General features: G+C 59.9%; 15 protein-coding genes. 8 read left to right on the forward strand and 7 right to left on the reverse strand.

Annotated features, from left to right (window positions below):
• The first annotated feature begins 70 nt into the window (after positions 1-70).
• Complete coding sequence (locus CLV45_RS05550; protein WP_100335388.1) at positions 71-784, forward strand: SDR family oxidoreductase; 714 nt, start codon at positions 71-73, stop codon at positions 782-784.
• Positions 785-873: 89 nt separating this feature from the next.
• On the opposite strand, the gene CLV45_RS05555 is transcribed toward CLV45_RS05550, so the two are convergent.
• Positions 874-1650: a head GIN domain-containing protein gene (locus CLV45_RS05555; protein WP_100335389.1), complete on the reverse strand. Its 777-nt coding sequence runs from the start codon at positions 1648-1650 to the stop codon at positions 874-876.
• A gap of 9 nt (positions 1651-1659) precedes the next feature.
• On the opposite strand from CLV45_RS05555, the gene CLV45_RS05560 reads away from it, so the two are divergent.
• The 5 genes from CLV45_RS05560 to CLV45_RS05580 all read left to right on the forward strand — a co-directional run bounded on the left by CLV45_RS05560 (position 1660) and on the right by CLV45_RS05580 (position 6568).
• Positions 1660-2355, forward strand: coding sequence for an SDR family oxidoreductase (locus tag CLV45_RS05560; RefSeq protein ID WP_100335390.1), 696 nt, complete (start codon positions 1660-1662; stop codon positions 2353-2355).
• 165 nt (positions 2356-2520) lie between these two features.
• Positions 2521-3429 (forward strand): gliding motility-associated ABC transporter ATP-binding subunit GldA, encoded by a 909-nt coding sequence (gene gldA, locus CLV45_RS05565; protein WP_100335391.1) that lies wholly within the window; start codon positions 2521-2523, stop codon positions 3427-3429.
• A gap of 158 nt (positions 3430-3587) precedes the next feature.
• A complete protein-coding gene (gldF, locus tag CLV45_RS05570; RefSeq protein WP_100335392.1) occupies positions 3588-4313 on the forward strand; it encodes a gliding motility-associated ABC transporter permease subunit GldF in 726 nt (241 codons plus the stop codon).
• A 205-nt stretch (positions 4314-4518) separates the two neighbouring features.
• A complete protein-coding gene (gene gldG / locus CLV45_RS05575; RefSeq protein ID WP_100335393.1) occupies positions 4519-6237 on the forward strand; it encodes a gliding motility-associated ABC transporter substrate-binding protein GldG in 1719 nt (572 codons plus the stop codon).
• Between the two features lie 49 nt (positions 6238-6286).
• Positions 6287-6568 (forward strand): hypothetical protein, encoded by a 282-nt coding sequence (locus CLV45_RS05580; protein WP_100335394.1) that lies wholly within the window; start codon positions 6287-6289, stop codon positions 6566-6568.
• A gap of 25 nt (positions 6569-6593) precedes the next feature.
• Here the strand turns inward: CLV45_RS05580 and CLV45_RS05585 are convergent, their stop codons facing one another.
• The 3 genes from CLV45_RS05585 to CLV45_RS05595 form a co-directional block, all read right to left on the reverse strand.
• A complete protein-coding gene (locus CLV45_RS05585) occupies positions 6594-7064 on the reverse strand; it encodes an SMI1/KNR4 family protein (RefSeq protein ID WP_100335395.1) in 471 nt (156 codons plus the stop codon).
• Positions 7057-7518 carry a hypothetical protein gene (locus CLV45_RS05590; protein ID WP_211289905.1) on the reverse strand — a complete coding sequence of 154 codons (462 nt, stop codon included), beginning with the start codon at positions 7516-7518 and terminating at the stop codon, positions 7057-7059. The genes CLV45_RS05585 and CLV45_RS05590 overlap by 8 nt, the downstream gene beginning before the upstream one ends.
• Positions 7519-7740: 222 nt before the next feature.
• Positions 7741-8187, reverse strand: coding sequence for a BLUF domain-containing protein (locus tag CLV45_RS05595; RefSeq protein WP_100335397.1), 447 nt, complete (start codon positions 8185-8187; stop codon positions 7741-7743).
• 226 nt (positions 8188-8413) lie between these two features.
• Here CLV45_RS05595 and dnaN point away from each other — a divergent pair, with 226 nt between their 5' ends.
• A complete protein-coding gene (gene dnaN / locus CLV45_RS05600) occupies positions 8414-9538 on the forward strand; it encodes a DNA polymerase III subunit beta (RefSeq protein WP_100335398.1) in 1125 nt (374 codons plus the stop codon).
• Between the two features lie 242 nt (positions 9539-9780).
• Positions 9781-10119, forward strand: coding sequence for a gliding motility protein GldC (gene gldC / locus CLV45_RS05605; RefSeq protein WP_100335399.1), 339 nt, complete (start codon positions 9781-9783; stop codon positions 10117-10119).
• Between the two features lie 170 nt (positions 10120-10289).
• Here gldC and CLV45_RS05610 read toward each other — a convergent pair whose 3' ends face one another.
• From CLV45_RS05610 to CLV45_RS05620, 3 genes are all read right to left on the reverse strand, one after another.
• On the reverse strand, positions 10290-10802 hold the full coding sequence (locus CLV45_RS05610) for a hypothetical protein (RefSeq protein ID WP_100335400.1): 513 nt from the start codon (positions 10800-10802) through the stop codon (positions 10290-10292).
• Positions 10803-11160: 358 nt separating this feature from the next.
• Positions 11161-11700, reverse strand: coding sequence for a dCTP deaminase (gene dcd, locus CLV45_RS05615; RefSeq protein ID WP_100335401.1), 540 nt, complete (start codon positions 11698-11700; stop codon positions 11161-11163).
• 133 nt (positions 11701-11833) lie between these two features.
• The gene (locus CLV45_RS05620) at positions 11834-12706 is read right to left on the reverse strand and encodes a hypothetical protein (RefSeq protein WP_157807311.1); all 873 of its coding nucleotides are present in this window, start codon (positions 12704-12706) and stop codon (positions 11834-11836) included.
• Between the last annotated feature and the right edge of the window lie 70 nt (positions 12707-12776).

Below are 12776 nucleotides of genomic sequence, written 5' to 3' on the forward strand. Positions count from 1 at the left end.
GCGCAGTACGCCCAGCGCCCAGCTTAGGCCCGGGCTACCTTACGTAAAAACGAAAACGTCAATCAAAGGAATGCAAAAATATATCGTTGTCACGGGTGGCACGAAAGGAATTGGCCGCGCCATTGTCCGGCGCTTTGCCCAGGCCGGTTTTGGCGTCATTACCTGCGCCCGTTCCGGACAGGACCTGCAGGCTCTTACAACCGCTGTGCAGCAGGATGTTCCCGGCGCCGTGCTCCACACCTTGGCCGCCGACCTGAGCCAGGCCGCCCACACGCGGCGCTTCACCGATTTTGTGCTAAGCCTGGGCGTACCCGTGGAGGTGCTGGTCAACAATACGGGAGCTTTCATCCCGGGCCGGTTGCAGGATGAGCCCGCCGACGGCTCCCAGCTGCGCCACATGATAGACGTGAACCTCTACAGCGCCTACGACGTGACCCGGGCCCTGCTGCCGGAGATGATAGCGCGGCGCCGGGGGCATATTTTCAACATGTGCTCCACGGCCAGCATCATGGCGTACCCCAACGGCGGCTCCTACAGCATTGCCAAGTTTGCCTTGCTGGGCCTGACCAAGGGCCTGCGCGAGGAGCTCAAAGAGCATAATTTGCGCGTGACGGCCATTTTGCCCGGGGCCACGCTCACCGCCAGCTGGGAAGGGGTGGACTTGCCCGCCGAGCGGTTCATCAAAGCCGAAGACGTGGCCGAAGCCGTATTCGGGGCTTATTCCCTCTCGCCCCAGGCCGTCATCGAAGAGCTGCTGATCCGGCCCCAACTCGGGGACATTTGACAATTAACAATTACCATTTATCATTTAACAAGGAGCACCAAACCGGGCGGCTAGGGAGTGTTAAATGATAAATGGTAATTGTTAAATGTCTAGTTGTTCACCACTTTGCCCTTGCCGGTGAGGCTGATACCGGTGCTAAGTGGGGTGCCCTGGTAGAACAGCGTGCCGGTGCCCGCGTGCGTACCGCCGAGGTAGTTGGTGGTCGTCACGTGGGCGTCGCCGTTGCTGTCGTGGTTGAAGGTGAAGTAGCACTCCCGGCTCTGCAGGCCGCTGGCGTAGAGGCTGCCGTTGCCGCCGATGAGCAGGTGAAAATCGTCGGCCCGGCCCCGCAGGCGGAAGTCGCCGAGCTCGTACATGTCCATGTTCAGGTACTGGCTGGTAATGTCCAGGTCGATGTCGCCGGCGCCCACGAGGTGGCAGAACAGCGTGTCGGCGCGGAAGTTGCCAGCCGTGCGCAGGTTACCGTAGCCGCGCACAAACAGGTCGTGGATGCGGGGCAGGTGCAGGGTCACTTCCCGGGGCGTGTCGTAGGTGCGCACCCAGTTGCAGCGGCTGGTATTGCGAATAACCAGCTCCCCGTGCTCCACGCGCAGCTTAATGTCTTCCTGCAGATTTTTGCCGGCCCGCACCTCGGCGTAGGTTTCCGCGTCCTGCACCAACGTTACGTCCACGTTGTCGTAGGCCGTTATAACCTCGAAGGAGGCCAGCTCCCGCCGCTCGGTTACCACCTTGCCGGTGCTTTTGAGGCAGTCCGTTTCGTGGCCTTCCCCGCAGCCGCCCAGCAATAGGGCCCCGGCGGCAAAGGCCCCAACACGTAAAACCCGGCAGGGGCGCTTAACTTGCGGCCAAATGGTACTTCGAAACATCTTTACGCTATGAACCTGACGGGCAAGATAGCCATTCTGACGGGCGTCAGCAAAGGAATAGGCCGGGCTACGGCCGAGGCCCTGCTGGCCAAGGGCGCCATCGTGGCCGGCTGGGGCCGCACTGCGCCCGAAGGCCTGACCCACGAGCGGTTCCAGTTTTTCGAGTGCGACGTGCGCGACGAAGTGGCCGTGCAGGAAGCCTACGTGAATACCCGCCGGGAGCTGGGGGCCGAAATTCACGTGCTGGTCAACAACGCCGGCCTGGGCATTGCGGGGGACGTCGACGGGTTTTCGTCCGCCGACTGGAAGCTCATGTTCGACACCAACGTGCACGGCACTTTCTACTGCACTCGGGCCGTGCTGCCCCAGATGAAACTGCAGCAGGAAGGCCACATCATCAACATCAGCTCCATTGCCGGCACCACCGGCATCGAGAAAATGGCCGGCTACTGCGCCACCAAGTTTGCCGTGCGGGGCTTTTCGCAGTCGTTGTACAAGGAAGTGCGGAACGATGGAATCAAGGTCACGTGTTTGTATCCCGGCTCGACGCAAACCAACTTCTTCGACGATATTCCCGGTACCGAGGCCAACGCCTCGATGATGCAGCCCCAAGATATTGCCGATACCATCATTTACGCGCTGGAAACGCCCTTCAACTTCCACCTCGTGGACATTGAAATGCGCCCCTTGCAGCCAAAAAAATAAAGAATTGTCATTGCGAGGAGGTGCCACGAAGCAATCCGTCCTCTGCGCAGTACGACCTGCTCTTCTCCCAGACAGTCCTAAGTGGTAGGGCGTATCAGAATAGAAGGCTAGGTGCATTTCAGAGGACGGATTGCTTCGCTTTGCTCGCAATGACACGCTCATTCTATGGTTGAAGTACAACAGCTCAGCAAAATCTTCGGGGCCCAGGCCGCTGTGAATGATATTTCCTTCTCCGTGGGCAAGGGCGAAATCCTGGGCTTTCTAGGTCCCAACGGGGCGGGCAAGTCCACGACGATGAAGATGGCCACGGGCTATTTGCCACCCAGCCACGGCACGGTGAAGCTGGAAGGCTACGACGTGCAGACCGACCCGCTGGAAGTGCGCCGCCGGGTGGGCTACTTGCCCGAGCACAACCCGCTCTACCTGGATATGTACGTGCACGAGTACCTCGAATTCATCGGCTCGGTGCACGGCCTCAAGGGCCAGCCGCGCCGCACCCGGGTGCAGCAGATGGTGGATAGGGTAGGGCTGGGCCGGGAGCAGAACAAGCTTATCGGGGCCTTGTCGAAAGGCTACCGGCAGCGCGTAGGGCTGGCCCAGGCTCTGATTCACGACCCCGGCGTGCTGATTCTCGACGAGCCCACCACCGGCCTGGACCCCAACCAGATTGGCGAAATCCGCACCCTGATCCGGGAGCTGGGCCAGGACAAGACCGTCATCTTCAGCACGCATATTTTGCCCGAAGTCACGGCCCTGTGCAGCCGGGTGGTCATCATCAACCGCGGGCAGCTCGTGGCCGACTCGCCCGTATCGGAGCTAGGCGCTAAGGCCGCCGGCGAAACTATCATCCGTGCTGAGTTCGAGCAAGCCATTGACGTGGCGCCGCTGCGGGCCTTGCCCGGTATTCTGGGCGTGGAGGCCGAAGCCGGCAACCGCTATCGAATCCGGGCCGCGGCGGGCACGGATATGCGCGGCGCTATTTCCCGCCTGGCCGCTCAGCAGGACTGGATATTGCTGGGCCTACGGCAGGAAGAGCAGTCTTTGGAGCAGGTGTTTCAGTCGCTGACGAAGTGATATGCTGCATTTCTACTGAACGTCATGTCGAGCCCAAGCGAGGAATCTCGCGTGCTGAGGTTGTAGTAGCAATCTAATTACCATTGCACGCGAGATTCCTCGCAGGCTCGGCATGACGGGCAACTTTTACCAGAAGTACTTAATCAGCACATTCCCCGATGCTAGCCATCCTTCGCAAAGAATTCAACGCCTTCCTTAGCTCCCCGGTGGCCTACGTGGTTATCGGGGTGTTCCTGGTCGCTACCGGCCTGTTCGTGTGGGTCTTTCCCGACAGTTCGGTGCTGGACTACGGCTATGCCGATTTGCAGACGCTGTTCAACATGGCCCCCTGGATTTTCCTGTTCCTGATTCCGGCCATTACCATGCGCACCTTCGCCGAGGAGAAAAAGGCCGGCACCATCGAGCTGCTGCTCACCCGCCCGCTCACCGACGGGCAGATAATCGGCGGGAAGTACCTGGCCTGCCTGCTGCTGGCTTTGCTGGCCCTGGTGCCCACGCTGCTCTACTACTACTCGGTGTACCAGCTCGGCAACCCCATCGGCAACATCGACTCGGCCGCTACGGTGGGCTCGTACATTGGCCTGGCGCTGCTGGCGGCGGTGTTTGCGGCCATCGGCATCTTTGCCTCGGCCATCACCCGGGACCAAATCATTGCCTTCCTGGTAGCTGTAGTCGGCTGCTTTCTGGTGTACTCCGGCTTCGACTCCCTGGCCTCGGTCTTTGATGGGGCCCCGGCCTACTACATCAGCCAGCTCGGCATTGCCGCCCACTACCGCGACATCAGCAAGGGCCTCATCGACTCCCGCGACCTGACCTACTTCCTTAGTCTGATTGCCGGCCTGCTCGTAGCCACCCGATTGGTGCTCCAAAGCCGCAACTGGTAACCAAGTAAGAACGAATTCCCCTCCTTCCTTTAAGGAGGGGTGCCCGAAGGGCGGGGTGGTTCAGTCGTTGTTTCAACGAACGACACCTACTCTAATTCCCTAGCTCTAGCCAACCACCCCGGCCTTCGGCCACCCCTCCTTAAAGGAAGGAGGGGAGCTGCTAGCTCTCCTAGCTCCAATAGCTCTAAAAAATAGCCGCCACTCTATGGCTTCTGCTACACCCGACATTTCTGCTCCCGCCGCTTCCCGCCGCCGCCGCGACCTGCTCCGTTTTGGGGCGGTAGTCGGGGCGCTGCTGCTGCTCAACTTCCTGGGCCAGCAGTTCTTTTTCCGCCTCGACCTTACCCAGGAAAAGCGCTACACCATGGCCCCGGCCACCAAGCAGCTGCTCGAAAATCTGAAGCAGCCCGTGACGGTGACGGTGTACCTCGACGGCGACTTTCCGCCCGGCTTCCGCCGCCTGCAGCAGGCCGTGCGCGAAACGCTGAATGAAATGCAGGTCTACGGCGGCACGAACCTGCACTACGTCTTCGTCGACCCCTCGGCGGCTGGCACTGAAAAGGCCCGCAATGAGTACTATGCTTCCCTGCTGAAGAAAGGGCTGCGGCCGACCAACCTCGGGGCCAACGAGAACGGCAAGCGGGTTGAGAAAATCATCTTTCCCTGGGCCACGGTAGCGGCCGGCGGCAAGGAAGAGCAGGTGCTGTTGCTGCGCGGCAACCAGGCCGCCCCCTCCGACGTGCGCCTCAACCAAAGCATCGAGGGGCTGGAATACGAGCTGGCCAGCGCCGTGCGCAAGCTCAACCCCGGCCAGCGCAAGCGCATCGGCGTGCTCGAAGGCCACGGGGAGCTGAGCAACGCCGAAGCCGGCGACATCATCGGCTCCTTGCAGCAGTACTACGACGTATTTCGGGTGGATTTGCGCAAAACCCGGCCTCAGGATTTGCGCACACTCAGCGCCATCATCGTGGCCAAGCCCGCCACGGCCTACACCGAGCCCGAGAAGTTCAAGCTCGACCAGTTCATTACCCAGGGCGGCAACGCGCTGTTCTTCGTGGATGCCATGCGCGTGAACCTGGACAGCGCCAACCGCGGCGGCATGCTCTCTTTCCCACTGGATTTGAACCTGGAAGACCAGCTCTTCAAGTACGGCGTGCGCGTCAACCCCGACCTGCTGCTCGACCTTAACTCGGGCGTCATTCCGCTGGTGACGGGCACCGAGGGCGACAAACCCAAGGTGGAGCCCATGCCCTGGCAGTTTTACCCGCTGATCAACTCCTTCAGCAAGCACCCCATCACCCGCAACCTCGACGCGGTGTACACCAAGTTCGTCAGCACGATTGATACGGTAAAAGCCGCCGGCATCCGCAAAACGCCGCTGCTGTTTACTTCCCGCTACACCCGGGTGCTGCCCGCGCCCGTGCCCATCAACTTCAACGACGCCCGCCTGGAGCCCAACCAGAAGCTCTACAAGGAAAGCTTCAAGCCGGTTGGCTACCTGCTCGAAGGCCAGTTTAAGTCGCTCTACGCCAACCGCGCCGAGCCCGGCACCAGCACCTTCCTGCCCGCCACTTCGCCCAATGCCAAGCCTTCCAAAGTGCTGGTCATCTCCGACGGTGACTTTATCCGCTCCGAGCTGGACCCCAAAACCGGCAACCCCTACCGCCTGGGCTTCGACCGCCTCGCCAACACCGAATTCGCCAACCGCGAGCTGGTCCTCAACGCCGTGGACTACATGCTCGACGAAAGCGGCCTGATTTCGGTGCGCGGCAAGCAAATCACCCTGCGCCCCTTAGACAAGCTCAAGGTCATCGAGCAGAAAAGCCGCTGGCAGCTGCTGAACCTGGCGGCTCCGTTGGTGCTGTTGGGCGTGTTCGGGGCCGTGCGGGCCTGGCGCCGCAAGCGGCGCTACGCGTCGTTCTAAATACTAACTTGCCCACCTTCCCGTAGCGTTTCCCCAGCCAGCCCACCTAATGTCCGATTTCTTTGAGTCTTGGCCTGTAGATATTGTGGGCCCTGTCTGGAGGGCGGTGGTACTGGTGCCCTTAGGCTTCTTATATCTGCGGCTGCGTTACCGGGAGCAGGATAAGTGGCGGCTGGTGCTGGCGAAAGAGTACCAGAATAGCTACGGCAACGCGGGAAAAGCCCTGGTCGAAAGTGCCATACGAGGAATATTGGTTGTACTCCTGGCGGCCTGGGTTCTAGGCGGGCTTTGGGTGCTCCTGGGGGTATTGTGGCACAGCTATATCAAGTAACAGCCAAATGACTGTAGCACCCTACTCATTGTAATAGCTGCTCAAAGTCGGCAAGGTAGAGGCCGATGAACTCAGAGAAGGAGTGCGCCACTACTTTGTATTTTCCCTCGCACAGCGTATAAATCTCATTGTGCTCGGTTGGGTAAGGGTACAATCGGATGCCGTACTCCATCAGCGAAATAAAGTAGTCGGCAAAGACGTAGCAGGTGTGGGGCTGCACAAGCACGTGCTGCAAGTCGCGGTACCCGGAGCTGTCGGGCCAGTTCGCAAGCTTCCTTTCCACACTTTCAAAGTGCTCCAGAGAGTAGAAGGAAAAGAAGTTCTCGTCCGCCAGGGCGCCGGCCCCGTTAAGCGTCCGGAAATAGTGGGCCAGATCATCCGGCAGTACTAGCTGGGTCGTGGCTCGGAATGCCTCTAGTGCTTCCACCGGGGCCGGGACAGGCAGCTGGAGGGAGGCCGCCTGCCACCGGGCAGCTAGGGCCGCAAGATCATGCATGGGGAGTAGGTTCAGCTGGTTCTTCCACCAACTCCCGCAGCACCTCGGCTTCCCGCTCCAGCCCGGCAATGCGCGCTTCCAGCAGCTTCTGCGGGCCCCGGCCACAGTCGTAGAGTAGGGCAGTTTCCGTCTCACTCTCCAGCAGGGCCAACCAGTTTTCTTCGCGGGCGGGGTGCTTCACGGGGCCGGTAAAGGCCCGCAGGGCGGGCAGGGCCGCGAGGCGGGCCTCATAGGGAGCCGCTTTCAGCCGTAGCTGGTTCAGCTCGTAGCACAGGCGGCCCGCGTGGTGCTCACAGTAGGCCAGGCGGGACTGCAACGGCTCCGGTTCGGGTGGGGGCAAAGGCAGCGGTGGAGGAGCAGGCCGGTTACCGGCCGGGTCGTACACCAGCCCCAGCGTGGCCAGGGTAAGCCGAATCAGTTGACCAGCCGTGCCCAGTGGCCAGGAACGGTGCACGCCCTCGGCCAAGGCTACACTGTTGCGGGATATGCCCAGCCAACTGCCCATCATTTGTTGCGAAAGCCCCAGTTTCGCCCGAATCTCATCAGCCATATATCAGTAAAAAGCTAAAACGCGTTGAAACACATTTGCCTGAAACAATCTAAAGTGTTTCAGGCAAATGTGTTTCACTATGGCCCGCATTATTTTTTAACCTTACAGAATATAAGCCCCTCGGCCTTAGTAGCGAATCTTCTGGTCGGTAACAAAGGCGGCCAGCAGCTCGTGCAGCGACGAGGCCTTGGTTTCGGCTACCAGCTGGGCCGGGTAGGAGGGAGCGGCTGGGTTTACGTAGCCCGTCAGGTACATGAAATCCTCGGGGTGCACCGACTTGAAGCCCATAGACCACTGCGAGAAGTTGCGCTGCTGTATGGGGCCGTCGGCCAGCTTGGTCACGTCGTAGTGGCGCAAATCCCGCTCGATGCGGCCGAAAATGTACTCGACCTCATCCTGCGGGCCTTCCAGTACTTGCACGATGTTCGCGTCGCAGTAGAGCAGCACGCCCGTCAGGTCGTGGCTGTGGTTCCAGGCCCGCGACTGCACGAGCAGGGCTTCGAGCTCGGTTTCACTCAGCGGGGCCGTTACGTTGCTCTGGTAAACGAGGTGGTAGAGAGGGGTAGTAGTCATGCGGTGCAAATCCAAATACGCTCAGTGCAAGTAAGTAAAAAGCTTTCCGGCGGGCACGCAATGGCTGAGCTGGAATAAAATACGCCGGGCCCCGGCCCACACCGTGGCCGGGCGGGCTCCTGAGCCGATAAAGTAGCCGCAAACCCGCCCGGCTAGGGCGCTAGAAAACCCCGCTTGGGTTTCCTATCTTTGTCCTCTACAAAACCCGACAGCCAACCCCGCCTATATGAAGTTTATCGTATCGTCTTCCGCCTTGCTCAAGCAGCTGCAGAGCATCAACGGCGTGGTGACCAACAACCCCGTAGTGCCGATTCTAGAGAACTTTCTCTTTGAAATCGAAGATGGCAAGCTGACGATTACGGCCTCCGACCTGGAGACCAGCATGATTACCGAGCTGCCCGTGGAAGCCCGCGAGAGTGGCCGCATTGCCGCCCCGGCCCGCATCCTGCTCGATACCCTGAAGAACCTGCCCGACCAGCCCGTGACCTTCACCCTGGACGAGGAAACCTATACCATCGAAATTGCCTCGGCCAACGGCCGCTACAAGCTGGCCGGCGAAAATGCCACCGACTTCCCCCGCGTGCCGGTCGTAAAAGGCTCCTCGCCGATTGAGATTCCCTCCTCGTCCTTGCAGCGGGCCATCAACAAGACCATCTTCGCCGTCAGCACCGACGAGCTGCGCCCGGCCATGACCGGCATCCTCGTGCAGTTGGCCGACGCCCAGGTCACCTTCGTGGCCACCGACGGCCACCGCCTGCTGCGCTACCGCCGCTCCGACGTGGGCGCGGGCCAGACGGCCAACCTCATTATTCCGCGCAAGGCCTTTAATCTACTGAAAGGTGCCCTGCCCTCCGAGGCAACTACCGTGCGCGTCGAGTTCAACAATTCCAATGCCTTCTTCAGCTTCAACCAGATGCGCCTCGTGTGCCGCCTGATTGATGAGCGCTACCCCGACTACGAAAACGTAATTCCGGTGAGCAACCCCAACAAGCTCATCATCAGCCGCGCCGAGTTCCTCAACTCGGTGAAGCGCATCATGATCTACTCGAACAAGACCACCCACCAGGTACGCCTGCGCCTGGCCGGTTCCGAGCTAACCATTTCGGCCGAAGACCTCGACTTCAGCAACGAAGCCAACGAGCGGCTGGCCTGCCAGTACGAGGGGGAGGACATGGAAATCGGCTTCAACGCCCGCTTCCTGGCCGAAATGCTCTCCAACATCGACTCCGAGGAAATCACCCTGGAGCTGAGCACTCCCAACCGCGCCGGCCTGCTCATGCCCACCGTCGCCGACGACAACGAGAGCATTCTGATGCTGGTGATGCCGGTGATGCTGAACAACTACGTGTAATTAATGTGCTGCTGTGCTAATGTGGGGAATGTGCTGAATAAGTTAATTCATTTCTCACATTCAACCACATTAGCACATCAGCACATTCCTCTCACATTTGCCAACTCAAAATCATCTGTCATCCTGAGCTTGCGAAGGACCTTATCACACTAGAACGAATCGGTTTAACGACTCTCGTTCAACAGGTATAAGGTCCTTCGCAAGCTCAGGATGACACACTTTTTTACCAGAACATCCTTCCGATGAAAAAATCTGAAATCCGCTTCAGCATTGCCCTCGACGATAAGAAAGTGCCCGAGGCCATCAGCTGGACGGCTACCGACGCGGGTCCTGATATTCACTTTGCCAAGGCCATCAACATTGCCCTCTGGGACCGGGACGAGCGGGGCACGATGAAAATTGACCTGTGGACCAAGGAAATGCCCGTCGATGAAATGAAGCGCTTCTGCGTCGACAACATGGGCTCCATGGCCGAAAGCCTGGTAACGGCTACCAACGACACGGAGATGGCCACCAAGATCCGCAACCTCTGCCGCGAGCTGACCGACTACCTCAACAAGCAGGAGGCCGAGCAGCGCTAAGCCTGAACGATGTAGAGACGCGTATTCGCGTCTCAATCGTTGTTTACTTAGGCGACGTGAGAACATGTCGTTCAACGACGAGACGCAAGTATGCTGTTTCAATAAATAACAGAAAAGCCCCGCCGGACAAATCCGGCGGGGCTTTTTCTATACCTGGGAGCTGGCAAAACCTAGCGGCCGGTTTCGGCCGGCGTAGTCCGGGCCGGGCCGATGGTGGCCCCGCGGCTGCTGGCCGGCAGCGGGTTTTGCACCGATTTGACGAACACGGCATTGGTTTGCTTGGCGTAGTCCTTGTCGTACTTGTAGAAGTCGGCGCGGGAATCGTAGTAGGCACTGTACTGGGAGTTGCTCAGCACGGCACGCAACTCCTGGTCCCGTTCCCGGCACACGGCCCCGCACTGCTCATCGATGAGGCGGGGGTTGCCGGCGTTTTTCTGCTCAATGGCGGCCATCTTGGCCACTTTGTCCTCGTTGATGGCCCGCAGGCGGGTCGACTGGTAGCCGTTCAGGCGCAGGTCACGGGCCATCTGGTCGGAGAGGCGCTTGGCGCGCTCCTGCACCGGGTTGAGGCGGGCAGAAGGCTTGGTTTGATCCTGCGGCTGCACTATAGCGGGCTTCTTCTGAGCCTGAGTTCCCAGCGTAGCGGCCAGAATCAGCGCGGCGGTGGCAAGTTGATTTCTCATGGTATAGAAGCGGTTAGATTAACAAATGAAAGGCTGCCAACTGGCTGAAGCAAGCACCCCAGCACCCGGCAGATGTCATTAACTAACGAAAAACTATGCCAGGGAGTTCGGGGTAATGTGCTCAGGGGCTAATGTGGGGAATGTGGTTGAATGTGAGGAATGAGGGGGAATGTGTCATGGCGAGCTTGCGAAGCAATCCGTCCTTTGAAATGTACTGAGGCTCCTAAAGCGAAAAGCCCTTTCCTGTTTGGTACAGGAAAGGGCTTTCTGGGTAAAGGCTGTGACTACCGGCGGCGAGGGTGCATTGCTTCGCAACGACATATTCCCCAAGCATCAGCACATTCTCCACCTCAGCACATTAGAAGCTGTTTTTCCACATCATCGACTCCACGGGCTTGTCGGTGCGGTCGTTGTATTTGGCGTTGGCCTTGCGGTTGTAGAAGGTTTGCACGTCGCCCTGCACGGCGAAGTAAATGAGCTGGCCGATGGGCATGCCGGCGTAGACGCGCACTTGCTGGGTGACGGAAATTTCCAGGGTCCAGGTGTTGCAGAAGCCCACGTCGCCCTTGCCGGCGGTGGCGTGAATATCAATGCCGAGGCGGCCCACGCTCGACTTGCCTTCCAGGAAGGGCACCTGGGCGTGGCTTTCGGTATACTCTTCCGTGACGCCCAGATACAGCACGCCGGGCTGAAGCACGAAGCCTTCCTCGGCCGGGATTTCGAACACGTCGATTTCGTTGTGCTTGCGCGCATCCAGCACTTTGTCGCGGTAGGTGGCCAGGTAGCGGCCCAGGTGCACATCGTAGGAGTTGGTGCCCAGGCAGCTGGGGTCGTAGGGCTCAATAACGATGTTGCCGCGCTCAATCTCGGCCAGGATCTGCTGATCGGTAAGAATCATGGAAGGGGAAGTTGTTGATTGCTGGTTGTTAAATGTTGATTGTTGGACAGTTATGATTGGCGAATAGGGAAGACTGCCGGGGGCGTGAGCAATCAACAATCAACTCCCAGCAATCAACAACTAACAATCAGCCCTACTCCGGGTCGTCTTCGTCGCCGTAGCGGTCCTGGGGTAGGGAGTTGGCGGGGCGCTTGCGCGGGCGGCTGGCATCGGTGGGCTGCCGCTCCTCCAGCTCCTCGGCCAGGCCGTCGAGGCGGGCGCGCAGGTCGGGCAGCACGTTGGCAATAATGTGGAACAGCAGCAGCGTCGACACGGCCGAGAGCAGCAGGGCCAGGTAGTCGACCCAGTCGTGGCGCACGGAGATGTCCAGGGGGCGCACCGAGGGGCCGGCAGCCGCCCGCAGGGAGCCGACTGGCGTTTCGGGCTGGGGCGTGGGGTCTTCGGCTACCGTGGCAGTCGTGGTGGGAATGGCGTCGATGTCGGCGGGCGGCACGGCGGCTTCGTCCACGGCCACGTCCTCGGGGTTGGGGTCCTCGGAGGCGTTGAACTGGGCCGAGGCCTGCTTGATGTTGCGCTGCAGGGAGCGAATCAGGGCCACCCGCTCGTCGCGGGGCAAGACCCGGATAAAGAACTCGAAGTTTTTGTCGATCAGCAGGGCGTTGAGCTGCTTATCAAACTCGGCCAGGTCGGTGCGGCCCTTGCCGAAGCGGTTTTTGAACCGCTCCGACACGTCGTTGTAGTTCAGAAACAGCTTGCGCAGGTTGGCGTTGCCGCCGAAGCCGTCGAACTGCTTGCGAGCCTGGTGGCTGCGCAGCGTAACCGGGAACTTGTTGCGGGTAAACGACTTGTCGTACACCGTTTCCATGGTCCGGAAGTTGAGCTCGTCCACGGTACGGTCGAAGAGGCGCTTGTTGGCCGCGGCCGGGGCTTCTACCTGGGCATGCAAGGGGCCCAGGGAGGCGACAAGCAGGAAAACAAGGGAGAACAGAAGGCGAAATGGGCGCATGGCGGCAAGGCAGATTCGCCGCAAAGGTAACCAGTTGCCGCCGTGGTTCGGAAAACCCGGGAAAAAACTG

It is taken from the genome of Hymenobacter chitinivorans DSM 11115, from assembly GCF_002797555.1.
Taxonomy (GTDB): Bacteria; Bacteroidota; Bacteroidia; order Cytophagales; family Hymenobacteraceae; genus Hymenobacter; species Hymenobacter chitinivorans.